Origin of the sequence: Pluralibacter sp. (assembly GCF_019237635.1) — a bacterium.
Taxonomy (GTDB): domain Bacteria; phylum Pseudomonadota; class Gammaproteobacteria; order Enterobacterales; family Enterobacteriaceae; genus Enterobacter_B.
Window position 1 is genome coordinate 1 of the sequence record NZ_JAFAGS010000112.1, and the last position, 26,892, is coordinate 26,892.

The following is a 26,892-nucleotide window of genomic DNA, read 5'->3' on the forward strand; positions in this document are numbered from 1 at the left end:
TGATCCTACCCGTGAATAGTGGACACGGGACTAAGTGAGTAAACTCTCAACCAGAGGTGACTCATGACCAAATCAGCCACAACCAGCAACAAGCCCCGCAAGCAGCACTCGCCTGAATTCCGCCAGGAAGCCCTTAAACTCGCTGAACGCATTGGCGTGGCCGCCGCTGCCCGTGAACTCAGCCTGTACGAATCGCAACTCTATGCCTGGCGCAAAAAACAGCAGCAGGCCCTGTCCGGCTCTGAGCGGGAACAGCAGCAATCCGTTGAAATTGCCCGCCTTAAGCGTCAGTTGGCGGAGCAGGCCGAGGAGCTGGCCATTCTCCAAAAGGCCGCGACATACTTCGCGAAGCGCCTGAAATGAAGTATGTCTTTATCGAAAATCATCGGGCAGAGTTCAGCATCAAAGTCATGTGTCGTGTGCTGCGCGTGGCCCGCAGTGGCTGGTATGCATGGTGTCTGCGCCGGCATCAGATTAACCGACGGCAGCAGTTCCGTCTGGCCTGTGATGCCGCTGTCCGGCAGGCGTTCAGTGACGCAAAACAGCGGTATGGTGCACCACGACTGGCGGATGAACTTCCGGAATACAACATCAAAACTATTGCCGCCAGCCTGCGTCGTCAGGGGCTTCGCGCGAAGGCTGCCCGGAAGTTCAGGCCAGTCAGCTACCGTGAGCACAGTCTGCCGGTATCAGAGAACCTGCTGAAGCAGGATTTTTACGCCAGTGGACCGAACCAGAAATGGGCAAGCGACATCACGTACTTACGTACGGATGAGGGCTGGCTGTATCTGGCTGTGGTCATTGACCTGTGGTCCCGTGCCGTCATCGGCTGGTCGATGTCGTCGCGAATGACGGCACAACTTGCGAGTGATGCGTTACAGATGGCACTGTGGCGGCGTAAGCGCCCGGAAAATGTCATCGTTCACAGCGACCGCGGCGGACAATACTGTTCAGCGGACTATCAGGCATTACTGAAGCGGCATAAGTTGCACGGGAGTATGAGTGCGAAGGGTTGCTGTTACGATAATGCCTGCGCGGAGAGCTTCTTCCACTCGCTGAAGGTGGAATGTATTCACGGAGAGTGCTTTATCAGCCGGGAATCGATGCGAACGACGGTGTTCAATTATATTGAGTGCGATTACAATCGGTGGCGCCGACACAGTGCCTGTGGCGGACTCAGCCCGGAACAATTTGAAAACCAGAACCTCGCTTAGCACCGTGTCCACATTATGTGGGTAGGATCATTCAATTTTCCCTTCCCGCAGATGTACATTGAGTGATGAAGGAGGCTGTTCGTCCGTGAATAATGCTGCGATTTGCACCAAAAAAACCGCTGAAATGTTCCCTGACGTTTGGGTGACATTTCAGCGGTGATAGTTTCAGGCTGAGGTATCAGGCTGCGGCGGTCTGCAGAACCTTTTTGGTCTGACTGATACGTTTAACGAGCAGCACCGACACGATGGCGCCGCAAAATGCGAAGCAGGCCATGATGCCAAAGACAATCTTGTAGCCGAGCAAGCCCGGGTTCAAATCCAGAATGTAACCGTACAGGCTAAAGCAGAACATCGCTGGCGCGTAGCCGATAAAGCTGCCCAGCGCCATTGCCGCACCGGTATGGTTTTCCGAGATTTTCGCTTCACCAATCGGCGCAAAGAATACAGCGCGTTGGGTAAACACAATGGCCCCAAACCCTAGCGTACACGCCATCCCCAGATAGACCGGCATACTTTCGTGAGGGAGAACAATAAGCACCAGCAGCGCGATAAAACTGACCATAAAGGTGTAGCAGAGGTACTTACTCGGGGATTTCAGGATCTTGTCCGATATCAGCCCGCCAATCGGCCCGCCGATCATCTTCAGGCAGTACTGGTTAATGATGCCGTATGCCCCCACCAGCGCGACCGGCAGCAGGTAGATATTATTCAGGAAAGGGATAAAGAAGGTTAATCCACAGTACACCGCATAGACAAAGAAGACGTTAAACGCGATGAGCCAAATGGTTTTATCCCTCAGTACCGATGTCATGCTGGTATTGCTTTGCGCGTCGCGTTTTTCGCTGGCATCCGCCGCCTCTGGGGCATCAGTCTCTTTCATCACAAAGAAAATAATGATACCTACGCAAATGACGATCGCCGAGTAAAACCAGATACCGGCTTTAAACCCTAACAGCCCGCTGCCGAACCAGGCGAAGATGGCGAGTGCGGAAAACGCCACAATGGTATCGACAATGCCGCGGCCCGTTTCAAAAAAACCAAACAGGCGCCCCTGCTGCTCGCTGCTGCCAAGACGGCTCACGGACTTTAACAGGATAGGCCAGTTCAACATGTCGCAGGTCACGCCAAACAGCGCCCAGACAAAGAGGATCCCCCAGTATCCCGGCATGGTGGTTAAGTAGATGCCTAACAGCCCGGTGGCGATCAGCGAGACCGACATCGTATATCTGCGCGGCAGTTTGTCGGCAAAATAAATCGACAGAAAAAAGCCAATGGTAGTGACAAAGGAGTTTACCGACATGGCATTGCCAATCTGACCATTGGTCAAATGGAAGTATTCCTGCATCGGTATATAAAAAGCGTCTTTCAGTGAGGGCAGTTTATAAATGGTGCCGCCGCACAGCGTTAATAAACTAAAGAGCGCCCATTTATTTTTTTTGAGCATAGTATCCCCTAATGGCGTAAGCGCCATTGTCTTTTAAAAGGCAACAGAATCCTGGCCATTCACAGTGAATGGATTTATTAGAATAAGAATATGGGTATTAGCGATTTAAAATATGGTTTGCCTCGGATTTTATTTGCTGGAGGACATCACGGACAAAATGTATTTGCCGCACTGCATCCTGTTTTTCCTGTTGCAGACGAGCGTCAAGCAGCGATGCTTCCGGTAACGGTGTTTCGCTCACCTGTCGCCATGGGATCCAGGGGTTATCGCCTTCATTGTCAAAGCGAAACGCCGGCGCATAATAATCAACCTCTTCTTCCAGGCCATATGCCACAACCTGCGGTTTGTCATCCCCTAAACAGATAAGCGACGTCAGCAGCGCTTTAAACGGCATATCGCCCTGCCCGGAAACGCAGGCTTTATGGCCCAGTCCGCCATTATCCTGCACAATCAGCGCGTCTTTGATATGTACCTGAGTAATGCAGGGCGACATCGTTTCCAGCGCAGCCTGCGGTTGTTCGTTGGCATTAATCATATTGGCGAAATCAAACAGCAAAGACAGCTCCGGCATATCGCTTTGCTCAATCAGCGCCACCAGCTCATGACTTTGCAGATCTTCGTGCTGCTCCATGGTAAAGGTCAGACCGCTGTTCTGATACTGCGCTTTAAGATAGCGGATGTCCTGGGCGATTTTCGCCATTACCTCCTGCAGATGCCCTTCATAACGCGGATAGAACCTAACGGAGGAGGCGCCTGTTTTTAAAGCAATCCGTACCGCCTGATCGAGGGTGTCTTTATCCGACGCGCTGGTTTCAATGTGTACATCCAGAGATAAACGGCGCGCTTTATCCGCAAAAGCCGCCAGCGCATCGTCATTCATATTCCCCAGCGAATAACGTTCACCATCAAGTACATGTACTTTTACGCCGCGAAGCTGGTTTTCATAGGCAATATCTAATAAATCACCGGGTAATATACGTTCGAGGCGCATATTCAGATGATACGCATACGCGTGCAAATACAGCGGAAGGTTATCGACGCGAGAAAGTATTTTCTGCGCATTTTCTTTCGTGACCATAACGTACCTACAAGTTAATAAAGAGATCGACGGCCTCAAAGCGCCAATATTCAATGTCTATTTGTACGATATTGCCATGGCTATCCGCACGATGTTTCTCTATCAGAATGGCTGGCATACCTGATGAGCCACCAATAAATTTACTGATGTCTCCTGACATTCTCACTGGCTTAAAGGCAAGTTTTTTAATTACCACATCTTTGTTAAACGCATGCTCCCACACGCTGGAGAACGACTGGTTTTCAAGCTGTTCGATAAAACCGGGGGCAACGCAGGGGTTAATAAACGTCTCGTGATAAAAAACTTTGTGTCCTTCCAGCGCACCCCAGCCGGTAATGCGATAGAGCGCATCCGACGGCGCCATGTCGAGCAGGGGCTCTGCGGCTTTCGGAAATTGCGCTACGCGGCTTTTTTCAATAAAACCCCAGGAAGGCTCACGTCCCTGTTCCATCGCGGCGCGCTGGAAGCTTGCGGAGAGCTCAGGGCTATAGTTAAAACGCGGCTGGGTGACAAACCACCCTTTACGATCCTTACGGAAGATTTTGGATTCGGATTCCAGGTTCAACAGCGCCTGGCGGAGGGTCATACGCTTAATGCCCAGCAGTTCGCCCAGCTCTCTTTCCGACGGGAGCTTACCGCCTGCCGCGGTGATCCCCTCTTCTAACCAACGGTCTAATTTTTCTTTTGCGTTCTCAACGGTCGATTGGTTCTTTTCCATCGTTTAACCCATTTGGTTTAAACCAGATGATTTATCTTACTCTGCGGCCAAAATGGAAAGCAATGCCTGACTCAGGCTTTGGGAATAAATGTGACAAAGCTCTCTTAGAGGAGGGAAAGAGCAAAAAAAAACCCTACCTCGTGAGGCAGGGTTTCGGTTCGAAGACGTGTAAATTACTCTTCTTTAGCACCACGCATAGCGCGTTTACGATCGTTCTCGGTCAGATGACGTTTACGAATACGGATAGAGGTCGGGGTGACTTCTACCAGTTCGTCGTCATCGATGAACTCCAGCGCCTGCTCGAGGGTCATCTTAACCGGCGGAACCAGAACCGTTGCTTCGTCCGTACCGGACGCACGCATGTTGGTCAGTTTCTTACCGGTCAGGCAGTTTACAGTCAGGTCGTTAGAACGGCTGTGAATACCGATGATCTGGCCTTCGTAAACTTCAGCACCGTGGCCCAGGAACAGCTTACCGCGATCCTGCAGGCTGAACAGGGCGAACGCGACCGCTTTACCCTGACCGTTGGAGATCAGTACGCCGTTCTGACGCTGGCCAACATCACCCGCACGAATATCGTCGTAGTGGCTGAAGGTGGAGTACAGCAGACCGGTACCGGAAGTCATGGTCATGAACTCGGAACGGAAGCCGATCAAACCACGGCTTGGAATCACGTAGTCGAGACGTACGCGGCCTTTGCCGTCCGGATTCATGTTTTTCAGGTCGCCTTTACGCTCGCCCAGCGCCTGCATGACAGACCCCTGGTGCTGCTCTTCAACGTCCAGCGTGACGTTTTCGAACGGCTCTTGTTTACGGCCGTCGATTTCGCGGAAGATAACTTTCGGACGGGAAACCGCCATTTCGAAACCTTCACGGCGCATGTTCTCGATAAGAACAGACAGGTGCAGCTCACCACGGCCAGAAACGCGGAATGCGTCGGCATCCGGCGTTTCTTCAACGCGCAGCGCCACGTTGTGCACCAGCTCTTTGTTCAGGCGGTCAAGGATCTGACGGGAGGTAACGTACTTACCTTCTTTACCACAGAACGGAGAGGTGTTAACGCAGAAGAACATGGATACGGTCGGCTCATCAACAGACAGCGCTGGCAGCGCTTCAACATTCTGCGTATCGCAGATGGTGTCAGAGATGTTCAGCTCGCCCAGACCGGTAATCGCGATGATATCGCCAGCTTCCGCGACGTCGCTCTCGATACGCTCCAGACCCAGGTGGGTCAGAACCTTACCGACTTTACCGTTACGGGTTTTGCCTTCGCTATCAACGATAGTCACCTGCTGGTTCGGCTTCACTTTACCGCGCTTGATGCGACCGATGCCGATAACGCCAACGTAGTTGTTGTAGTCCAGCTGGGAGATTTGCATCTGGAACGGGCCGTCCAGGTCAACGCTCGGTGCCGGTACGCGATCGACGATCGCCTGATACAGCGGAGTCATGTCTTCCGCCATGTCTTCGTGATCCAGACCGGCGATACCGTTCAGCGCCGACGCGTAAACGATTGGGAAGTCCAGCTGCTCGTCGGTCGCGTCGAGGTTAACGAACAGGTCGAATACCTGGTCGACAACCCAGTCAGGACGCGCGCCAGGACGGTCAACTTTGTTGATAACAACAATTGGCTTCAGGCCATGAGCAAAGGCTTTTTTGGTCACGAAGCGCGTCTGCGGCATTGGGCCATCCATTGCGTCAACGACCAGCAGCACGGAATCGACCATAGACATTACACGTTCAACTTCACCACCGAAGTCGGCATGCCCTGGGGTATCAACGATGTTGATACGGTAGTCATTCCATTTGATAGCGGTGTTCTTAGCGAGGATAGTAATCCCACGCTCTTTCTCCAAATCGTTGGAGTCCATCACGCGTTCTTGTGCTTCAGTACGAGCATCGAACGTACCGGATTGCTGTAACAGCTTGTCAACCAGGGTCGTTTTACCATGGTCTACGTGCGCGATGATGGCGATATTACGCAGATTTTCGATCACAACTTTGCCTCAGGCATTTAGAAATAGCGCGTTATTGTACACGGATTAATCGCACTACAAAACAGGATCACAAACATCCCCCGCAAACAAGTCTTGCAGAGTTGCTCTGTGATCGCTTTCACGGAGAGAAAAAGAGTGCCATAACGCAAATTGCACCAAAACAGTGCTCAATGTTCACATTGAAGCACTGTTTTGGTGCATTATATCCATCATGGGGCACACCTTTTGCACTATGGCGCGCATGATAACGCCTTTTTAGGTGAATTTAAAAGTTGGCACAGATTTCGCTTTATCTTTTTCAGGGCAACAACGCCACTTTTACGTAGCAAGATGTTTTCGTTACCACGACGACAATGACCAATTCGGAGAGTTTAAGTATGTCCGCTGAACACGTTTTGACGATGCTGAACGAGCATGAAGTGAAGTTTGTCGATCTGCGCTTCACCGATACTAAAGGTAAAGAACAGCACGTCACTATCCCTGCTCATCAGGTAAATGCCGAATTCTTTGAAGAAGGCAAAATGTTTGACGGCTCCTCGATTGGCGGCTGGAAAGGTATCAACGAGTCCGACATGGTTCTGATGCCGGACCCGACAACAGCGGTGCTGGATCCGTTCTTCGAAGAACCGACCCTGATCATCCGTTGCGATATCCTGGAACCCGGCACGCTGCAGGGCTATGACCGTGACCCGCGCTCCATCGCTAAACGCGCTGAAGAGTACCTGCGCGCAACCGGCATCGCGGACACCGTGCTGTTCGGGCCAGAGCCGGAATTCTTCCTGTTTGACGACGTTCGCTTCGGCAGCTCCATCTCCGGTTCTCATGTGGCTATCGACGATATCGAAGGCGCATGGAACACCTCCACCAAATACGAAGGTGGTAACAAAGGTCACCGTCCGGCAGTGAAAGGCGGTTACTTCCCGGTTCCGCCGGTAGACTCCGCTCAGGATCTGCGCTCTACCATGTGTCTGGTCATGGAAGAGATGGGCCTGGTTGTTGAAGCTCACCACCACGAAGTGGCAACGGCAGGTCAGAACGAAGTGGCTACCCGCTTCAACACCATGACCAAGAAAGCTGACGAAATTCAGATCTACAAATATGTGGTTCACAACGTTGCACACCGCTTCGGCAAAACCGCAACCTTCATGCCGAAACCGATGTTTGGCGACAACGGCTCCGGTATGCACTGCCACATGTCTCTGGCCAAGAATGGCGCCAACCTGTTCTCCGGCGACAAATACGCGGGTCTGTCTGAAATGGCGCTGTACTACATCGGCGGCGTAATCAAACACGCGAAAGCCATCAACGCCCTGGCAAACCCGACCACCAACTCCTACAAGCGTCTGGTCCCGGGTTACGAAGCGCCGGTCATGCTGGCTTACTCTGCCCGTAACCGTTCTGCCTCCATCCGTATTCCGGTGGTTGCAAGCCCGAAAGCGCGCCGTATCGAAGTACGCTTCCCGGACCCGGCGGCTAACCCGTACCTGTGCTTTGCCGCGCTGCTGATGGCGGGCCTCGACGGTATCAAGAACAAGATCCACCCAGGCGAAGCCATGGACAAAAACCTGTACGACCTGCCGCCGGAAGAAGCGAAAGAAATCCCGCAGGTTGCAGGTTCTCTGGAAGAAGCGCTCCACGAGCTGGATCTGGACCGCGAATTCCTGAAAGCAGGCGGCGTATTTACTGATGAAGCGATCGATGCCTACATCGCCCTGCGTGTCGAAGAAAACGACCGCGTACGTATGACGCCGCACCCGGTAGAGTTTGAGCTGTACTATAGCGTTTAACGACAGCGTTTAAGTTTACGTAGTAATGCTCAGCGAATTTCCTGCCGCGGCCCGGCTGCGGCAGGAAAAATGCAGAGAGTTTTTTGTTGCCGTGGAAACTTTCAGCCCATCTTCGGATGGGTTTTTTTCACCAGCAACAATCTGATCTCGCGCGCTTTTTCCTCGTAAAAAGCTATAATGCACTAAATTAGTGCATACCATTCCGGAGGGCTGCTTTATGGCAACAGGCGTGCTGCCCGATGCTGGGCAGATCCTTAACGCGTTAATCAACAGCATCTTACTGGTTGATGACGACCTGGCGGTGCATTACGCCAACCCGGCCGCCCAGCAGCTGCTGGCGCAAAGCTCGCGGAAACTCTTCGGTTCCCCGTTACCTGAGCTGCTGAGCTACTTCTCGCTGAATATTGGCCTGATGCATGAAAGCCTGAGCGCCGGTCAGGGCTTCACCGATAACGAAGTCACGCTGGTTATCGATGGTCGCTCGCACATTCTTTCCGTTACCGCACAGCGCCTGCCTGACGGCCTGATCCTGCTTGAAATGGCGCCGATGGATAATCAGCGTCGCCTGAGTCAGGAGCAGCTTCAGCACGCCCAGCAGGTCGCAGCGCGCGATCTGGTACGCGGTCTGGCGCACGAAATTAAAAATCCCCTTGGCGGCCTTCGCGGCGCGGCGCAGTTGCTGAGCAAAGCCCTGCCCGACCCGTCGCTGATGGAATACACCAACGTGATCATTGAGCAGGCAGACCGCCTGCGCAACCTGGTCGACCGACTTCTCGGCCCGCAGCATCCGGGTATGCACGTCAGCGAAAGTATTCACAAAGTGGCGGAACGGGTGGTCAAACTGGTCTCCATGGAGCTGCCGGCCAACGTCACCCTGGTGCGGGATTACGACCCCAGCCTGCCGGAGCTGCCCCACGACCCGGATCAGATTGAGCAGGTGCTGCTGAACATCGTGCGTAACGCGCTGCAGGCGCTTGGCCCCGACGGCGGCGAAATCATCCTGCGTACCCGTACCGCCTTCCAGCTTACGCTGCACGGCGTGCGTTACCGCCTTGCCGCACGTATCGACGTTGAAGACAACGGGCCGGGTATTCCGCCGCATCTCCAGGATACGCTGTTTTACCCGATGGTCAGCGGACGCGAAGGCGGCACCGGGCTGGGGCTGTCTATCGCCCGCAGCTTGATCGATCAACACTCCGGCAAAATTGAATTTACCAGTTGGCCGGGTCATACCGAGTTTTCGGTTTACCTGCCCATTCGGAAATAGAGGGTTAATGTATGCAACGAGGGATAGCCTGGATCGTTGATGACGACAGCTCCATTCGCTGGGTGCTTGAGCGCGCCCTCGCCGGTGCCGGCTTAAGCTGTACAACCTTTGAAAACGGTAACGCGGTTCTCGATGCGCTGGCGAGCAAAACACCGGACGTACTGCTGTCGGATATCCGTATGCCGGGGATGGACGGTCTGGCGCTGCTCAAGCAAATCAAACAGCGCCATCCGATGCTGCCGGTCATCATCATGACCGCCCACTCGGATCTCGACGCGGCGGTGAGCGCCTATCAGCAGGGCGCATTTGATTACCTGCCGAAACCGTTCGATATCGACGAGGCTGTGGCGTTGGTTGAACGCGCCATCAGCCACTATCAGGAACAGCAGCAACCGCGCAACGTTCAGGTGAACGGCCCGACGACCGATATCATCGGCGAAGCGCCAACCATGCAGGACGTATTTCGTATCATCGGCCGCCTGTCGCGCTCGTCCATCAGCGTGCTGATCAACGGCGAATCGGGGACGGGGAAAGAGCTGGTCGCCCACGCACTGCATCGCCATAGCCCGCGCGCCAAAGCGCCGTTTATCGCGCTGAATATGGCGGCCATTCCCAAAGATCTGATTGAATCCGAACTGTTTGGCCACGAGAAAGGCGCGTTTACCGGGGCGAACACCATTCGCCAGGGGCGCTTCGAGCAGGCCGACGGTGGTACGCTGTTTCTCGATGAGATTGGCGATATGCCGCTGGACGTTCAGACACGCCTGCTGCGCGTGCTGGCCGACGGTCAGTTTTACCGCGTCGGCGGCTATGCGCCGGTGAAAGTGGATGTGCGTATTATCGCGGCGACGCACCAGAACCTGGAGCAGCGGGTTCAGGAAGGAAAGTTCCGTGAAGACTTGTTCCACCGTCTGAACGTGATCCGCGTGCATCTGCCGCCGCTGCGCGAGCGTCGGGAAGATATTCCCCGTCTGGCGCGCCATTTCCTGCAAATCGCCGCCCGCGAGCTGGGTGTCGAAGCCAAACTGCTGCATCCGGAAACCGAAGCGGCGCTTACGCGCCTCGCATGGCCGGGCAACGTGCGTCAATTGGAAAACACCTGCCGCTGGTTAACGGTGATGGCCGCAGGCCAGGAAGTGCTGATTCAGGATCTGCCCGCCGAGCTGTTTGAAAGCACGGTGCCCGACAGCCAGGCCAATGTGCTGCCGGACAGTTGGGCCACGCTGCTGGCGCAGTGGGCTGACCGGGCGCTGCGTGCCGGTCATCAAAACCTGCTCTCTGAAGCGCAGCCGGAACTGGAGCGTACGCTGTTAACGACGGCTCTGCGCCATACTCAGGGACATAAACAGGAGGCGGCTCGCCTGCTGGGTTGGGGTCGCAACACCCTGACGCGTAAGCTTAAAGAGCTGGGAATGGAGTAAATCGAGGGGGGAATGTAAAGACACCTCGATTAGCGCAAGTTGCTGCTATTTTGTACTTTACTGTTCCCTTGCGTTCAGTATGATTTCGCCCAGAAAGATCTGGGGGGTCATCATGCTGGAATCACTAATGAATGCAGTATCAAGCGGTGCGGTCGATAGCACCACGCCGCATACCGCCGTCGCTGCCGTGCTGTGCGCCGCACTGGTCGGCTTATTGAGTTAATAAATCTTCACGCCTTCCTGTACGCCTTGCGGGAAGGTGCCCTCCCTCGCACAGCCATCTACCGCACATTCCTCTCTGTTTTATAACGAATCCTCCCCCACAAACGAAATAAAAATAGTTTTCAGTCAGATTGTTAATTTCAGAAAATGTTGCGTCTGGTCAACCGATGCACCAATTACTGAACGATCCGTTTACTAATTATTTTCCGCGCGCTACCGTTGCCTCCACGAACGACGTCTTTACATGTTGAATCGCTCGCCCTACCACAAGGAGCAAAGCAATGTTGGATGCAGAACATCAGGATCAGGGAACTCTCCCCCTCAGTTTTCAATACGGTAAAGCGCCAGAAGACGTGACGGATCGCGAAGTTAAAGTCACCGGCTCGGCGCGCGCCAAAAAATTACTCGACGACTACTATGAAGCAAAAGTGTCGCTGGATACCGAGTTTACCTACTGGTACACGCAAAAGTGGATTGAGGCCGAAGGCCATCACCCCATGCTACGCCGTTCCATGGCGTTGAAATGCGGCTTTGAACACCTCACGCCGATGATCACCCGCGGCGAGCTGCTGGCCATGCAGAAAACCCGCTATGTTCGCGGCGCTTATATTATGCCGTGGACATCAAACCGCTTTCCGCTCAACAGCGAAGAGCAGATGGAAACCGAATCGGCGAAGGCATCAACCAAAAGTCTGGAAGATGTGACGATCGTCGCGGAAGGCGGCGGCAACGTTACCGAAAGCGTCGGTAACGTGCTGTCTATTTCCAAACGCTTCGGCGTACGGCGCGAAGAGTATCCGGTCATCGTCGAACTGTGCCGCTACTGGAAAAACAAATCCGTTGAGGATTCTTCGTTTATGTGGGCGGCGATGCACCCACGCTTCGAACAGTATCTCAACATGAAAAAAGCGGTGCTGATGTGTTCCGACCTGGAAACCTCCGTGCGCCATGGCCGCAATGTGGTCAACTTCCAGTATCCGCTACAGGTTGGTTTCAAAGGGATGCTGGAAAAATGTCGGCAGAAAATTGCGCAGAACACCGGCGGCTCACCGGACAGTCTCGCTTTTTGGCAAGGTACGATTCTGGTGATTGAAGGCGTTCAGGCATGGATTACCCATTACGCGAACGAAGCGCTGCGGATGGCGGAGCGTGAACAGGATGCCGTGATACGCCAGGAACTGACGGCGATGGCGGAACGCCTGACGTGGATTGTCGATAATCCACCGCGCACATTTCTCGAAGCCAGCCAGTTGATGTGGACCTGCCATATTGCCGTACTGAACGAAATTCAGGGCTCCGGGATTTCGCCAGGGCGCATCGGTCAGGTGCTGTATCCTTTCTGGGAGAAAGATATCAAAGCGGGCCGTATTACCCGTGAAGAGACGCTGGAAATCCTCGAATGCATGCGCGTTAAGTTTACCGGCATCGACCTGGCGATGGCCGTTGGCACCATCGGCCTGCTGGCGGGAAGCACGTTTAACAACGTTGGCATCGGCGGCCTGAAACCCAACGGGGCATCAGCGGAAAACGAGCTGGAAGAGCTTATCATGGAAGCGGCGATACGCTGTTCAACGCCGCAACCCACGCTGTCGATGCTCTATGACAGCAAGCTTAGCGACAAATTTATCCTCAAAGGTATTGAATGCAACAAAACCGGCTCCGGTTTCCCTGCATGGGTGAATAACCGTGTTGCCATCGAATACCTGATGAAAACCTTCGGTGAAGAAAAAATTACGCTTGAGGATGCGCGCTCCTGGACCATCGGCGGCTGTCTGGAAATCCAGCCCGGCGCGCTGGTTAACGGCGAGGTCGGCGCAGGCTCGTACAGTTCGACGGGCGTGGGCTTTATCAATATGCCGAAGATTCTCGAACTGGTGCTGTGGGACGGCGTTGATCCGCGCACAAACACCCGCGTATTCGAGTCCTACGGCCTGCCGCTGGACAGCTTTGAACAAGTAATGCGTCAGTTCAAACACTATTTCCGCGAAGTGGTGGTGCTGTTTGAAGAGATGTTCAATATCAAATCAGCATCAACGCTGGAAGTGGATAACCCTATCTTCTACTCGGCACTGATGGCGGATTGTATCGATTCCGGTCTGGATATCGACCGCGGCGGCAGCCGGTATAACCGCTGCTTCACCACCTGGATCTCAGGCCAGGTTAACCTGACCAACTCACTGGCCTCAATAAAGCAGAATATTTTCGATGACCGGAAGTTCACCCTAAGCGAACTGAAAGAAGCGCTGGAGCATAACTTCGGCTATCAGAGCGTGGCCGAAACCGGCAACTATTCCATGTTCGACCAAAAACGCGTCAGCCAGCAGTGGGCGCGGATCCACGCCCAATGCCTTAGCTCACCGAAATTTGGTAACGACGATCCGTATGTCGATGATATTTATAAAGACATTGTGGAATATTTCCGCGATATCGTACCAGAAGTAAACGATATTTTTGGCCGCCCGTGGGTGCCCTGCATGCTGTCCGTCACCACTCATGGTCCCCTGGGACAAGCCTGCGTCGCCTCACCGGATGGCCGTCTGACCGGCCTGACGCTGGCGGATGGCGCACAGTCGCCGTATCCAGGCACCGACGTCAGCGGCCCGTATGCGGTGTTCAACTCCGCAACCTGTATCGATCACTCCGACTTTATGAACACGCAGCTGAATACCAAAGTGCATCCATCGGCGATCAAAGGCGTCCAGGGGTCGAAAAAACTCCAGGCGTTAATTCGTGCCTACATGGATAAAGGCGGTTATCACATTCAGTTCAATATCGTCGATTCACGCATGCTGAAAGACGCACAGGAAAATCCAGGCAATTACCGCGACCTGATGGTGCGCGTTGCCGGGTTTACCCAGTACTGGGTGGAGCTGTCAAAACCGATTCAGGACGAAATTATTTCCCGCACCGAATATGAGGAGATTTAAATGTCGATGGACTATACCTGCAACGACTGCCAGAAATGCGCACCGTTTGATGTATTTAAGGGCACCTGCGAACATTCGCAACAGCGTATTTTGCTGGAGTCGCCGATTAACGACTGCAGCGCGTTTACCCGCAAAAGCCAGTGCAAATTTTGTCAGCAGTACTGTGTGAAAGCCGGGACGGAGTTTGTTGGCCAGTGCGGCGAGAACATGGTTTATCCGACCCTGAGCGCTTGCGCAAAATTCCAGCCACTGCGCTGAGTCTGCGACGGGGCCGGAAACGGTCCCGCTTAGCCACACATGAGTCATGCCATGAAAACAAGTGAAGACGTTGCGTTGATTTTTGATATCCAGGGGTTCTCTGTGCACGACGGCCCCGGGGGAAGGACGCTGATATTCTTTAAAGGCTGCCCGCTACGCTGCACCTGGTGCAGCAACCCGGAAGGAGAGTGCCGAAACCGGGAGGTCATGTTTCGCGAGGATAGTTGCAAACGTTGCTATAACTGCGTAGCGCAGTGTCCCGAACAGGCGATTATGCAAAAACCTGACGGCGCCATTGTCTTCGATCGCGCCCGCTGTCAGTCATGCGATGCTCTCACTTGTGTGGAATACTGCTACGACTCGGCGTTAGGTATCGCCGGGAAGTACTACACCCAGACGGCGCTGATGCATAAAATTGAGCGCGATCGGCGTTTCTGGGGCAGCGGCGGCGGTATCACGCTCGGCGGCGGCGAAGTGATGGCGCAGTATAAGTTCGCCGCCCGATTTCTCGAACAGTGCCACCGCAACTATATCCATACGGCAATTGAAACCTCCGGCTACGCCTCCTGGCCTCACTATGAGGAGGTGTTGCAACATACCGATTGGGTGTTCGTTGATATCAAGCATATGGACGCTGCCCAACATCGAGTGGGAACCGGTGTATCCAATACGGTGATCCTCGAAAATATCCGCAAGATGGCGCAGTTTCAGGACAAATTTCGCCTTATTCCACGTATTCCGGTGATCCCGGGTTTTAATGATGATGAGCGGAATATGCAGGAAACCGCGCGCTTCTTAACGCAATGTGGGCTACAGGAGGTTAACGTATTACCGTTTCATCGCCTGGGATCGTCCAAATATGAACAACTGAGCCGCCAGTACGATTTTGCCCAGACACCGTCATTAACGCAGGGGATGCTGTCGACAATTAAAGCGCTGTTCGAGGCGCAGGGTATTCGTTGCTACGTGGGTAGCGATACCCCTTTCTGATTGACGCTTGCTTTCTTATACTCACCCTTAACGTGAAGGTAAGGAAAGCATTGTGGAAATAAAAAGAGGTCGAAAGCGCGACGATAGCGTACGACTATTGATCCTGACAGCCATGCTGGAGCTGGTTGCACAAGGAAATAGTTTTGCCAGAATCTCCGTGGAACAACTGGCTCGTGAGGCTGGCGTCAGCAAAACCACCATTTACAAATGGTGGCCAGGCAAAGAAGAGATTTTTTGCGAAGCCTTTTTGCACTACGCCAGCGAAGCGCTTCCCATCCTGGAATATGAGGCCGGAAGCCGGCACGATTTCTATACGCAGTTTATTGCCCGCACAATAGAGATGCGGCAATTCCACCGCACCCCTGTCGCCAGAGTGATGATAGGCCTTGCGCTTGAACATCCGGAAATAGCCAGAAAACTTTACGACCAACACCAGCAGCCGCGCTTCCTGGCCATGCGGAAAATTTTCGAGGAATGGTTTAAAGAACATGCGACAAAAGAAGACATCGCTTTCTTTCTGGAGATGAGCTTTTCGCTCATCTACAATTTCTCGGCGCTGAATTCCGATGAAGACGTCGTCACGCTCATTCGTCGATTATTCCGTACCGTATTTCCCTGTTATGCGGAACTCGATTTAAATCACCCGTGAGAACTGCTGCATCCGCGCTTTCTGGCGCAGGTATGCATCAAAGCACATGCAGATATTGCGAATCAGCAGGCGGCCTTTCGCCGTCACCTGAATCGCCGTTTCCGTCACGTCCACCAGCCCATCTTTCGCCAGCGGCGCCAGCAGCTGCAGGTCTTCGCTAAAGTAGTCGTTGAACTTAAGCTCCCACAGGCTTTCCACTGCCGCAAAATCAAGGCGGAAGTTGCAGATAAGCGCCTTAATCACATCACGGCGGATACAGTCATCACGCGTAAGCGCAATGCCGCGCCACAGCGCATTACCGGTTTCCTCCACCTGCGTGTAATACAGTTTCAGCTCTTTCTGGTTCTGCGCATAGCTGTCGCCAATCATGCTGATGGCCGAGACGCCAAGACCAAGCAGATCGGTGTCGCCCTGGGTGGTGTAGCCCTGGAAATTACGATGCAGTACGCCCTGTCGTTGCGCGACCGCCAGTTCATCATCCGGACGGGCGAAGTGATCCATCCCGATAAACTGATAGCCCGCCTGCGTCAGAGAGGCAATGGTCTCCTGCAAGATATCCAGCTTCTGCTGCGCGGACGGCAGGTCCGCATCTTTGATTTTACGCTGCGCGGCGAACAGCGTCGGCAGGTGCGCATAGTTGAACACGCTCAGGCGATCCGGGTTCAGCTCGGCAACGCGGCTTAAGGTAAAGGCAAAACTTTCCGGGGTTTGCTTCGGCAGGCCGTAAATCAGGTCGATGTTGGTCGAGGTGAAGCCAATTTCCCGCGCATGATTCAGCAACGCGAAGATAAAGTCTTCATCCTGCTCGCGGTTTACCAGCCGCTGAACCTCTTTGTTGAAGTCCTGCACCCCCATGCTTAAACGGTTAAACCCTTCCTGACGCAAGCAATCGAGCACATCCAGCTCAATTTCGCGCGGGTCGACCTCGATAGAGATCTCCGCATCTTCGCGGAAGTGGAAATTCTCACGCAGCAGCCGCATCAGGCGGCTGATTTGCGCTTTATTCAGGTAGGTTGGCGTACCGCCGCCCCAGTGCAGTTGGCTGACATGACGACCAGCAAACAGCGGCGCACGGTGCAGGATCTCCTGTTCCAGCACATCCAGATAGCGATCGGCCTTGTGCTGTTGGCGGGTGACGATTTTATTGCAGCCGCAGAAATAGCACAGCTTGTGGCAGAACGGGATATGGACATATAACGACAGCGGTCGTTCAGGGTAGCGTGCGACTGCCTGCTGGAACACCGTGTCGCCAAAGTCTGGCGAAAACTCCAGCGCGGTGGGGTATGAGGTATAGCGCGGCCCGGAATAGTTATACTTCTGGATTAGGGCCAAATCCCAGTCGATTAGCTGCTCAGACATGCTTACTCCTTCCGATGGTATCGCGAACGACGACGGCGTGCCGGTGTGACCCCGCTTCGGGTCACTAACCGGTTGCGCAGCCATGTTTGACGCCGCGACAACCGTCGTAGTTTAACGAATAACCATCCCAGATAACATATAACCAGAAGGGTTATAAGCAGGACGGGTAAACCGACTGAGTGCAAACGTTAGTTTCCGCCTTTCAGCAGTCGCATCAGATCGTCCTGACGCGCATTCTCTTCTTCGTCTTCTTCGTCATCATCATAAGAAAGACCAAGCTGCTGCATCAGCTCATCAATACGGTCGAGTTTAGCATCAACCCAGGATTGGTCTTCTGCGCTGAGGGCTTCACCCTCTTCCAAACGTTCCAGCAGCGCATCCAGGTGCTCATCATTTTCCAGCAACTCCAGTTCAGCCTGCGGTGAAAGCATAGGTTTCTCGCTCTTTGGTTTTTTCGGCCTGGTGACCGGGCTGTCAGTGACGCCCAGAGCAATCGGGGTTTTGCTGCCAATACGCGGATCTTTCTTCTGGCCCTGCTTATTGCCTGCGCCAGCCACATCGCCGTTCGCGCGGCTGCCCGGCTGGTGACCGCGGTGTTTTTTCTGACGCTTGCGGTCGCGCCCTTCCTGATTCAGCTCTTCACGCGTCTTACGGCGAGCTTTGCCAGGGGCCTTGCTGCGTGGTGCGGATGTTGGTTTTTTCATGATATTGGGTCTTAAGGTGGTTTCTTTAGTTCAGTATAGAATTGAGGCGGAATCTAGCAGAAAGCAGGCAAAGAAAAAAGGCGACAGAGCAATCTGTCGCCTTTTTTCCTGACTCACAACCCATAATGGGTCTGACAATCCCTGTGGCCTACAACACACCCTGTAATCCCTTGGCGCTGAACATTCCGTGTCGTACTCCATTTCCCTACAAAACGTCTCCGGACGCATGCCTCCCTGGCAACTCCTGTGTCTTCGCCTCCTGGCGCTCCTGACCCTCATCCTGAGTTGGTGTTCCTTCCAGCATCCTCGCCTGTGGGTGCCACTTTACCGTTTTACGCTAAACTCTCAACCCATCGTGGGATAGAGAAATGCAAATTCAGAATATTGCCCACAATTAAGTCTTTGATTTAGCTTGAATCACAAAAAATATCGCCTGCTCTTTCTCTGAAAGCTCGCATAGCCCGGATGGCAAATATCTCACAAAATCCATGGTTATTGCTTACAGACGAAACGATGTGGGACGGCGCCTTTTGCCAATGTTCAGGTATAATCCCTGACATTATCCGATTTCATGGAGACGACCCTTTGACTAACTGGAATTACCAACAGACGCATTTTGTCACCAGTGCGCCTGATATTCGCCACTTACCTGCTGACAGCGGCATTGAAGTGGCATTCGCCGGCCGCTCCAATGCAGGAAAATCCAGCGCGCTGAACACGCTGACTAACCAGAAAAGCCTGGCCCGCACCTCCAAAACCCCAGGCCGCACGCAGCTCATTAACCTGTTTGAAGTCGCCGACGGCAAACGCCTTGTCGACCTCCCGGGCTATGGTTACGCGGAAGTTCCGGAAGAGATGAAGCGCAAATGGCAGCGCGCGCTGGGCGAGTACCTGGAAAAGCGCCTGTGCCTGAAGGGCCTGGTGGTATTAATGGATATCCGCCATCCGCTTAAGGACCTCGATCAGCAGATGATTGAATGGGCCGTCGACAGCAATATCCAGGTACTGGTTCTGCTGACTAAAGCCGATAAGCTCGCCAGCGGCGCGCGTAAAGCCCAGCTGAATATGGTACGGGAAGCCGCGATTGCGTTTAACGGTGATGTGCAGGTTGAGGCGTTTTCGTCGCTGAAAAAACAGGGTGTGGATAAGCTGCGCGAGAAGCTGGATACGTGGTTCAGCGAGATCCCTCCGCAGGAAGAAGCGGAAGCATAATCTCAGGCGCGGCGCAGTCCGCGCTTTTTTTTGCCGCAATAAAAAACGCCCCAGTCATTACTGACTGGGGCGGCTAAAATATTCAGCCAAATCCGATTACGTGAAGTAATAGGTCTGAAAGATAGAACATCTTACCTCTGTACCCTACGCGATTAACTCTACTCTTTTTTTCTCAACGCACAAAGTACTTTTTGTAGTTTTTTTTCACTCTTTACATAGCAAAATCTAATAACCATCACAAAAAACGATAAGTTATGTTGCTTAGTTACGAAATAGCGCGATGTTCTTCGTACAATTAGTGCGCTTGATCCCAGTTTTCACCGCTTCCCACTTCCACCAGCAGCGGCACGTCAAGCGCCATGCTGCTTTCCATCAGTTCATGGATCTTTTTCGACACTTCGTCCAGCGCATCCTTGTGCACTTCGAACACCAGTTCATCGTGTACCTGCATAATCATCCGCACACGCGGTTGCTCCTTCAGCAGCCAGGCATCAACGGCGATCATCGCCCGTTTGATGATATCCGCCGCAGTACCCTGCATCGGCGCGTTAATCGCCGCGCGCTCTGCCGCAGCGCGACGCGCCGCATTGCTGGACTTGATGTCCGGCAGATACAGGCGACGGCCTTCGAGCGTTTCAACATACCCGAGCTCTTTCGCCTGCGCCCGGGTGCGCTCCATATACTCCAGCACGCCAGGGTAGCGCTCAAAGTAAAGATCCATGTATTTCTGCGACTCTTTGCGCGGAATATTGAGCTGTCGGGAGAGACCAAACGCGCTCATGCCGTAGATCAGGCCGAAGTTAATCGCTTTCGCGCTGCGACGCTGTTCTGCGGAAACGCTTTCCAGCGGCAGTCCAAACACTTCCGCCGCCGTCGCACGGTGGATATCTTTCCCTTCCGCGAACGCCTTCAGCAACCCTTCGTCGCGTGACAGATGCGCCATGATGCGCAGCTCAATTTGCGAGTAATCCGCAGAGACGATGAGATAGTCCTCCGGCGCGATAAACGCCTGGCGGATACGGCGCCCTTCTTCATTGCGCACCGGAATGTTTTGCAGGTTCGGGTCGGTTGAGGACAGACGCCCCGTCGCAGCAACCGCCTGGTGGTAGGAGGTATGCACGCGGCCGGTTTTCGGGTTAATCATCAGCGGCAGCTTATCGGTGTAAGTCGATTTAAGCTTCGCCAGCCCGCGATACTCCAGAATGACTTTTGGCAGCGGGTAGTCCAGCGCCAGCTCTTCAAGTACCTCTTCCGACGTCGACGGCGCGCCGCCTGGGGTTTTCTTCAGCGGCTTAATCCCCTGTTTTTCAAAGAGGATAGTTTGCAACTGCTTGGTCGATGAGAGGTTAAACGGTTCACCGGCAATCTCATGCGCTTTTTGCTCAAGCTCCGCCAGGCGCAGGGTAATCTCCTCCGAGTGCTTTTGCAGGACCAGCGGATCGATTTTTACGCCGTTACGCTCGATACGGGAAAGCACCGGCACCAGCGGCATTTCGATGTTGCGAAAAACGTTGAGCGGACCTTCATGCTTTTGCAGCTTCGGCCACATCTTCAGATGCAGCTGCAGGGTGACGTCGGCATCTTCCGCCGCATAGCGTCCGGCCTGTTCCAGATCGATTTGGTTGAAGGTCAGCTGATTCTTGCCCTTACCAGCAATTTCTTCGAAGGTGATGGTTTTATGCTTCAGCCAGCGCTCCGAGAGGCTGTCCATATCATGACGCCCGGCGACGCTATCAAGCGTATAGGACTCCAGCATGGTGTCCCAGGCAATCCCGCGCAGCTCAATACCGTAGTTCGCCAGGATACCGCGGTCATACTTCAGGTTTTGCCCAACCTTCAGCGCTTTTTCATCTTCCAGCAGGGGTTTTAGCAGCTCCAGCGCCCGCTCGCGGGAAATTTGATCCGGCGCGCCGATATAGTCGTGCGCCACGGGCACATAGGCCGCAACGCCAGGCTCGCAGGCAAACGACAGCCCCACCATATTGGCGGAGTGGTTGTCGAGGCTGTCCGTTTCCGTATCAAACGCAAACAGCGGCGCCTTTTTCAGCGTCTCGATCCAGCTTTTCAGCGTTTCCTCATCAAGGATGGTGACGTAGTGCTCCGCCGACAGCGCAGAAACCACCTCTTCAGCGTCCTCTTCGGCAACCGGCGCAGCTACGGCTTTCGCTGCGGGCTTGCCACCTTTCGCCTGCAGCCACTTACCGCTCTCAACATCCGTCGTCCAGCGCTTAAACTCATACTTTTTAAACAGCTCCACCAGCGTGTCGGCAGCTGGCGGCTGTACTTCAAGCTGCTCGCAGCTCTGCTCCAGAGCAACATCGGTTTTGATAGTGGCGAGCTGGTAGGAGAGGTAGGCGACCTCTCTGTTTTGCTCAAGCTTCGCGGCCATTGTTTTCGCGCCTCGGAAGCTCAGCTCAGCGATTCTCTCCGGCTGCGCATACAGCGCATCAAGACCGCCAAGCCCCTGCAACAACGCCTGCGCTGTTTTCTCACCGACGCCAGGCACGCCTGGGATGTTATCCGAGGAATCCCCCATCAGGGCGAGGAAATCAATAATCAGTTCCGGCGGTACACCGTATTTGGTCACCACTTCATCCGGCCCGAGAACTGTGTTGGTCATAGTGTTAATCAGGGTAATACCCGGCGTCACCAGTTGCGCCATGTCTTTATCGCCAGTGCTGATGAGCACCGGGCGGCCGACTTTTTCCGCTTCACGCGCCAGCGTACCGATAACGTCGTCCGCTTCCACGCCGGAAACGGCCAGCAACGGTAGCCCCATCGCCCTGACCATCGCGTGCAGCGGTTCTATCTGGGCACGAAGATCGTCCGGCATCGGCGGACGATGGGATTTGTAATGTTCAAACAGTTCATCACGGAAGGTTTTCCCCTTCGCATCAAACACCACCGCCGCATGGGTAGGTTGATACTGCAGGATGAGGCTGCGCAGCATATTCAACACGCCGTACATCGCTCCCGTCGGTTCCCCAGCGCTGTTGGTCAGCGGAGGAAACGCGTGATACGCGCGGTAGAGATAAGAGGAGCCATCAACCAGGATGAGGGGGTTTTCTTGGATCTGAACCATAATTTCCGTGCCTGTTTATCAGATTAGGGTTAAAGAATGCCACAGACGGACGTAAAACATGAATTTTTCACCATTATTGCGGCAAAAGATTTACAGATCCTCTGGATCACTCGTAAAAAACATCTGTGGATAACTTTGTGTATAGATTTATTCTGACGAGTAAATTCTAATAACAGAAGGATCTTTCAAATTTCATTTTTCTTATATTTCATTGTGTTATAAAACAGCAATATCATCTGAACCCTTTGTGGCGACATTTTGTGCTATGTGGATATTCACAATGTCTATTTTTCTATTCTGGTATGACCCGTCATTTGACGCGTTTTCTGATAAAATCAGCGCCTTGCGCCCGTTAAGCACGCACATTTTACAATTAACTATCTGAATAAATTGATTATGTCGAGATTGCTCGCTGCGATAACGCTTCTGCTGAGTATCGCTCTTACCATTTTAGTCACCGTGATCTGTTCGGTGCCGATTATTGTCGCCGGGATCATTAAACTGCTGCTGCCCGTTCCTGCGGTCTGGCGTTCAATCTCCGTCTTCTGCAATCTGATGATGTACTGCTGGTGCGCAGGGCTTGCCATACTGCTGCGCCTGAACCCGTGGCTAAAATGGGATGTTGAAGGGCTGGAAGGGCTTAATAAGAAGAACTGGTATCTGCTGATATGCAACCATCACAGCTGGGCAGATATCGTGGTGTTGTGCGTACTGTTTCGTAAGCACATCCCAATGAACAAGTACTTCCTGAAACAGCAACTTGCCTGGGTGCCGTTCATCGGTCTGGCATGCTGGGCGCTGGATATGCCGTTTATGCGCCGTTATTCCCGCAGCTACCTTATCCGTCACCCGGAGCGTCGCGGGAAAGATGTCGAAACCACCCGCCGCTCCTGTGAGAAGTTTCGCGCGCATCCGACGACTATCGTGAACTTTGTCGAAGGTTCCCGTTTTACCGAAGAGAAGCGGCGTCAGACGCGGTCGCCGTTTAAAAATCTACTACCGCCGAAAGCAGCAGGTATTGCGATGGCGCTTAACGTGCTGGGCACCCAGTTCGATAAGATGCTGGACGTCACGCTGTGCTACCCGGAAAACGACGAGACCCCGTTTTATGACATGCTGAGCGGCAGGCTGACGCGCATTGTGGTGCGCATCAATCTGGTGCCCATCGACGACGAACTGCACGGCGACTACGTCAGCGATAAGAACTTTAAGCGTGGGTTTCAACAGTGGCTGAACGCTCTGTGGAGCGATAAAGACGCGCTGATTGAAGACATTAAAGCGGGACGGGCGGCGGTGAAATAGCACGCCTGAAAAGCCGATGTCAGAAAGGAAACGCCGATCAGTGACCGGCGTTTTTTATTATTTCATCTCTACCAGTTGCTTCACGGTATCAGCATATTGCTGAACAAAAATGTCCATGCTACTGGTATCCATCCCCTGCGGGTTCAGCTGGTATTTGCCGTTAACAAACATGGCCGGCACGCCCTGCAACTGCAGGTCAGCTGCCGCTTTTTCCTGCTGTGCAACCAGCGATTTCACCACAAAGCTGTTCCAGGCGGCATCGTAGTCTTCACCCTTCACGCCTGCATTAACAAAGACCTGGCGAATATCGGCAACGGTCTGAACGGTTTGTGTTTTCTGCACGGCTTCAAACATCGGCGCCGTGATCTGATCTTCCACGCCCAGTGCCGTCGCCACCGCCCAGGCCTGGGTCAGCTCTTTACCCAACGGTCCCAGGAACTCAACGTGGTATTTGATCATTTTGGTGCCTTCCGGCAGCTTTTTTCTCACCGTGTCGGAAACATGCAGCACTTCCTCGAACTGGTAGCAATGCGGGCAGTAAAATGAGAAGAATTCAAGCACCTGCGGTTCACCCGCGACCGGCTTATCAAGGACAGTATATTCCTTACCAGCGGTGATCTGCGCTGCCGATGCGCTGAATGCCAGGATCATTCCTGCCAGCGCCAGCCAAATTTTCTTCATGGTCAATTCTCTCCTGAAAATGTCAGTTAATACATTGGCGTTAATTGTAACGGAGGTTCCTGAAGAACCCGTGCTTGTTCTAAAAACATTTTTATTTGGTTGCGCCAGCTATCTTCCTCAGCAAGCCAGGGGAAGTTCACCGGAAACGCGGGATCATCCCAGCGACGGATTAACCACGCCAGGTAATACACCATCCGCATGGCGCGTAAAGGTTCAATGAAGGTAAGCTCCGCAGTGTCGAAGGAGCTGAACTCTTCATAAGCTTCAAGGATGATATCGAGCTGCATACGGCGCTCAGCGGTATCGCCATGCAGCAACATCCACAGATCCTGAACCGCCGGGCCGTTACGCGCATCGTCGAGATCGACGAACAGCGGGCCATCGCGCCACAGGATATTTCCGGCGTGGCAGTCACCGTGCAGACGCAGGGAAGTAAAACGGTTGTGCCACAACCCCATCACCGCGTCGATAAGTTTATCCACCGAGGCAAGAAACTCACCTTTAAGGGATGATGGGATAAGTGCTGTGTTTTCAAACACCTGCCGAGGTTCAAGCAGATACTCTTTCAGCCCAATGTCCGGACGCGCACTAAATGGTTTTTTACGACCGGTCTGATGCAGGCGGCCAAGGTAGCGCCCCACCCACTCCATTTGATCGAGATTATCCGGCTCAAACTGACGGCCGCCGACACTTGGGAATACCGCGAAAAAGAAGCCCTGATGAGAGAGCAGCGTCTGACCATTGAACACCACGGGTGCAGCAACAGGGACGTCATCCGCCTGCAACTCAAGGGCAAACTGATGTTCTTCGTTGATTTGTTCAGCGGACCAGCGTTGTGGGCGGTAGAACTTCACCACAAAACGACGTCTGTCTTCATCCAGAAATTGCCAGACGCGGTTCTCATAGCTGTTAAGCGGGGTCAGCCCCGAATCCACCCGGATCCCCTGCTCAAACAGCGCATCCATGATGGTATCCGGGTGTAATGTCTGGAAAGTAAAAGCCTTGTCGTTCATCCGATCATCCGGAAATTACTACGAATGATTCAGGATATCATTTCACGACGACTTCGGTTGCGCCTCTTACAAGCTTTTACTCTTTAATTACGCCGCGTGCGCGCAGCAGCGCGGTTTTGAAATCCTCTTCATAGTCTTTCTGAATGCCTGGGATCACTGCATCTTGCGCGGAATCACGCATCTTAAGATGGTAGATCAGGATATCATCAGAAAGGTCGGCCAGTTCACCGTCAAAACCTGACTCCTTCGCCAGTTTCTGCAAAAATTGCATAAGATTCAGCTCTGGCTCTTTCTGCCAGGCTGGTTGGAGGAGTTCAATCACTTCGTTAAGACGTTTACATTTCATTGTCATGCTCCTTACGCTTGATAGGCACACGTTAACAGGGTCAAACCCACAATAAAAGAGGCGATATTGGTGAATCAGGGTCAGGCAATTACCGGGGTGATACTGGCTGGCGGACGGGCCACGCGGATGGGGGGGAAAGATAAAGGATTACAGCCGCTTAACGGGAAACCGCTCTGGCGCCATGTCGCCGATGCGTTGCAAAAGCAGGTAGGAAACCTCGCCATCAGCGCCAATCGCCATATTGATATCTACCGGGAGAGCGGGTTTGCCGTCTATCCGGACAACATGGCGGACTTCCCGGGACCGCTGGCGGGGATGCTCTCCGTCATGCAGCAGGCCAGGGGCGAGTGGTTTCTGTTTTGCCCCTGTGATACCCCGTTTATTCCCGCAACACTGGCCGAACGCTTTTGGCAGCAAAAGGGGGCAGCGCCGGTGGTATGGGCGCACGACGGCGAGCGCGATCACCCGGCCGTTGCGTTGGTGAATCGCACGATCATGCCGCAGCTGATGGAGTATCTTACGCAAGGCGAACGCCGCGTGATGGTCTTTATGCGCAAGGTCGGTGGGCATCCGGTTGATTTTAGCGACAGCCACGACGCATTTATCAACGTGAATACGCTGGACGATTTACAACATATGCAGGAGAAGTCGTGATCCCACTATTAGCTATAGCGGCCTGGAGCGGGACGGGTAAAACAACGCTGCTGAAAGCGCTGATCCCCTTGTTATGCACGCAGAGTATTCGACCGGGATTAATCAAACACACCCATCATAATATGGACGTCGATATTCCCGGGAAAGACAGCTACGAACTGCGTAAAGCCGGTGCCGCACAAACTATTGTGGCCAGCACGCAGCGCTGGGCGTTGATGACGGAAACACAGGAAGAGAATGGACTGGATTTGCATTACCTCGTAAGCCGCCTGGATTCATCGACGTTAGATCTGGTGCTGGTAGAAGGGTTTAAGCACGAAGCCGTACCCAAGATCCTGCTTTTCAGGTCGGGTACGGGTCATCGTATAGAAGAACTGACGCTTGATGCGCACGTCATCGCCGTAGCCAGCGATATTACGCTGTCGTTGAGCGTGCCGGTACTGGATTTAAACAATCCGGAAGCTATCGCGTTGTTTATTAAAACGTGGATCGCCGCAGAAAATGCGAACTGATGCTCTCTTTCGTGGGGTAAAAGGACCAAAACGCAAAAAGGCCATCCTTGCGGAT

23 protein-coding genes and 1 pseudogene are annotated in these 26,892 nt (G+C 53.5%); 13 read left to right on the top strand and 11 right to left on the bottom strand.

Going from position 1 to position 26,892, the window contains the following annotated elements; translation table 11 throughout:
• The first annotated feature begins 63 nt into the window (after nt 1-63).
• Nucleotides 64-1,214, top strand: a protein-coding gene (locus JO226_RS13115; RefSeq protein WP_293592794.1) for an IS3 family transposase whose coding sequence is annotated in 2 segments (ribosomal slippage) — nt 64-322 and nt 322-1,214 — 1,152 coding nt in all. Because the reading frame shifts where the segments join, the coding sequence is not laid out codon by codon here.
• Between the two features lie 178 nt (nt 1,215-1,392).
• Here JO226_RS13115 and JO226_RS13120 read toward each other — a convergent pair.
• The 4 genes from JO226_RS13120 to typA all read right to left on the bottom strand — a co-directional run bounded on the left by JO226_RS13120 (nt 1,393) and on the right by typA (nt 6,451).
• Complete coding sequence (locus JO226_RS13120; protein ID WP_293592796.1) at nt 1,393-2,658, bottom strand: MFS transporter; 1,266 nt, start codon at nt 2,656-2,658, stop codon at nt 1,393-1,395.
• Nucleotides 2,659-2,755: 97 nt separating this feature from the next.
• Nucleotides 2,756-3,736 carry a TIM barrel protein gene (locus JO226_RS13125; RefSeq protein ID WP_293592798.1) on the bottom strand — a complete coding sequence of 327 codons (981 nt, stop codon included), beginning with the start codon at nt 3,734-3,736 and terminating at the stop codon, nt 2,756-2,758.
• 7 nt (nt 3,737-3,743) lie between these two features.
• Nucleotides 3,744-4,454: a GntR family transcriptional regulator gene (locus JO226_RS13130; RefSeq protein WP_293592800.1), complete on the bottom strand. Its 711-nt coding sequence runs from the start codon at nt 4,452-4,454 to the stop codon at nt 3,744-3,746.
• Nucleotides 4,455-4,627: 173 nt separating this feature from the next.
• Nucleotides 4,628-6,451 (bottom strand): ribosome-dependent GTPase TypA, encoded by a 1,824-nt coding sequence (gene typA, locus JO226_RS13135; protein ID WP_293592802.1) that lies wholly within the window; start codon nt 6,449-6,451, stop codon nt 4,628-4,630.
• Nucleotides 6,452-6,828: 377 nt separating this feature from the next.
• Here typA and glnA point away from each other — a divergent pair, with 377 nt between their 5' ends.
• The 8 genes from glnA to JO226_RS13175 all read left to right on the top strand — a co-directional run bounded on the left by glnA (nt 6,829) and on the right by JO226_RS13175 (nt 15,972).
• Nucleotides 6,829-8,238 (top strand): glutamate--ammonia ligase, encoded by a 1,410-nt coding sequence (gene glnA / locus JO226_RS13140; protein WP_293592804.1) that lies wholly within the window; start codon nt 6,829-6,831, stop codon nt 8,236-8,238.
• Nucleotides 8,239-8,455: 217 nt separating this feature from the next.
• The gene (glnL, locus tag JO226_RS13145; RefSeq protein ID WP_293592806.1) at nt 8,456-9,505 is read left to right on the top strand and encodes a nitrogen regulation protein NR(II); all 1,050 of its coding nucleotides are present in this window, start codon (nt 8,456-8,458) and stop codon (nt 9,503-9,505) included.
• A gap of 11 nt (nt 9,506-9,516) precedes the next feature.
• Nucleotides 9,517-10,926, top strand: coding sequence for a nitrogen regulation protein NR(I) (gene glnG / locus JO226_RS13150; protein WP_293592808.1), 1,410 nt, complete (start codon nt 9,517-9,519; stop codon nt 10,924-10,926).
• 112 nt (nt 10,927-11,038) lie between these two features.
• Entirely contained in the window at nt 11,039-11,149 is a 111-nt protein-coding gene (locus tag JO226_RS13155; RefSeq protein WP_293592810.1) for a YshB family small membrane protein, read from the top strand.
• A gap of 280 nt (nt 11,150-11,429) precedes the next feature.
• Entirely contained in the window at nt 11,430-14,075 is a 2,646-nt protein-coding gene (locus tag JO226_RS13160; protein WP_293592812.1) for a pyruvate formate lyase family protein, read from the top strand.
• The gene (locus tag JO226_RS13165; RefSeq protein ID WP_293592814.1) at nt 14,076-14,333 is read left to right on the top strand and encodes a hypothetical protein; all 258 of its coding nucleotides are present in this window, start codon (nt 14,076-14,078) and stop codon (nt 14,331-14,333) included.
• Between the two features lie 51 nt (nt 14,334-14,384).
• Nucleotides 14,385-15,323 (top strand): glycyl-radical enzyme activating protein, encoded by a 939-nt coding sequence (locus tag JO226_RS13170; RefSeq protein WP_293592816.1) that lies wholly within the window; start codon nt 14,385-14,387, stop codon nt 15,321-15,323.
• A 52-nt stretch (nt 15,324-15,375) separates the two neighbouring features.
• A complete protein-coding gene (locus tag JO226_RS13175; protein ID WP_293592818.1) occupies nt 15,376-15,972 on the top strand; it encodes a TetR/AcrR family transcriptional regulator in 597 nt (198 codons plus the stop codon).
• On the opposite strand, the gene hemN is transcribed toward JO226_RS13175, so the two are convergent.
• The 3 genes and pseudogenes from hemN to JO226_RS13190 all read right to left on the bottom strand — a co-directional run.
• A complete protein-coding gene (gene hemN / locus JO226_RS13180; RefSeq protein WP_293592820.1) occupies nt 15,958-17,331 on the bottom strand; it encodes an oxygen-independent coproporphyrinogen III oxidase in 1,374 nt (457 codons plus the stop codon). The genes JO226_RS13175 and hemN overlap by 15 nt on opposite strands.
• Before the next feature lie 188 nt (nt 17,332-17,519).
• Nucleotides 17,520-18,035 (bottom strand): Der GTPase-activating protein YihI, encoded by a 516-nt coding sequence (gene yihI, locus JO226_RS13185; RefSeq protein WP_293592822.1) that lies wholly within the window; start codon nt 18,033-18,035, stop codon nt 17,520-17,522.
• A gap of 213 nt (nt 18,036-18,248) precedes the next feature.
• Nucleotides 18,249-18,339 (bottom strand): annotated as a pseudogene (locus JO226_RS13190) (hypothetical protein); the annotation flags it as partial.
• 281 nt (nt 18,340-18,620) lie between these two features.
• On the opposite strand from JO226_RS13190, the gene yihA reads away from it, so the two are divergent.
• Complete coding sequence (gene yihA, locus JO226_RS13195) at nt 18,621-19,247, top strand: ribosome biogenesis GTP-binding protein YihA/YsxC (RefSeq protein WP_293592824.1); 627 nt, start codon at nt 18,621-18,623, stop codon at nt 19,245-19,247.
• Nucleotides 19,248-19,542: 295 nt separating this feature from the next.
• On the opposite strand, the gene polA is transcribed toward yihA, so the two are convergent.
• A complete protein-coding gene (gene polA / locus JO226_RS13200) occupies nt 19,543-22,329 on the bottom strand; it encodes a DNA polymerase I (protein ID WP_293592826.1) in 2,787 nt (928 codons plus the stop codon).
• A gap of 396 nt (nt 22,330-22,725) precedes the next feature.
• Here polA and JO226_RS13205 point away from each other — a divergent pair, with 396 nt between their 5' ends.
• A complete protein-coding gene (locus JO226_RS13205; RefSeq protein WP_293592828.1) occupies nt 22,726-23,631 on the top strand; it encodes an acyltransferase in 906 nt (301 codons plus the stop codon).
• 57 nt (nt 23,632-23,688) lie between these two features.
• Here the strand turns inward: JO226_RS13205 and dsbA are convergent, their stop codons facing one another.
• The 3 genes from dsbA to JO226_RS13220 form a co-directional block, all read right to left on the bottom strand.
• The gene (gene dsbA, locus JO226_RS13210; protein ID WP_293592830.1) at nt 23,689-24,312 is read right to left on the bottom strand and encodes a thiol:disulfide interchange protein DsbA; all 624 of its coding nucleotides are present in this window, start codon (nt 24,310-24,312) and stop codon (nt 23,689-23,691) included.
• Between the two features lie 26 nt (nt 24,313-24,338).
• Complete coding sequence (locus tag JO226_RS13215; RefSeq protein WP_293592832.1) at nt 24,339-25,325, bottom strand: serine/threonine protein kinase; 987 nt, start codon at nt 25,323-25,325, stop codon at nt 24,339-24,341.
• A 76-nt stretch (nt 25,326-25,401) separates the two neighbouring features.
• Nucleotides 25,402-25,671 (bottom strand): YihD family protein, encoded by a 270-nt coding sequence (locus tag JO226_RS13220; protein ID WP_293592834.1) that lies wholly within the window; start codon nt 25,669-25,671, stop codon nt 25,402-25,404.
• A gap of 69 nt (nt 25,672-25,740) precedes the next feature.
• Between JO226_RS13220 and mobA the strand changes: the two genes are divergently transcribed.
• A complete protein-coding gene (mobA, locus tag JO226_RS13225; protein WP_293592836.1) occupies nt 25,741-26,325 on the top strand; it encodes a molybdenum cofactor guanylyltransferase MobA in 585 nt (194 codons plus the stop codon).
• Nucleotides 26,322-26,837, top strand: a complete 516-nt coding sequence (mobB, locus tag JO226_RS13230; protein ID WP_293592838.1) for a molybdopterin-guanine dinucleotide biosynthesis protein MobB — start codon at nt 26,322-26,324, stop codon at nt 26,835-26,837. Before mobA ends, mobB begins: the two co-directional genes overlap by 4 nt.
• Nucleotides 26,838-26,892: the final 55 nt, after the last annotated feature.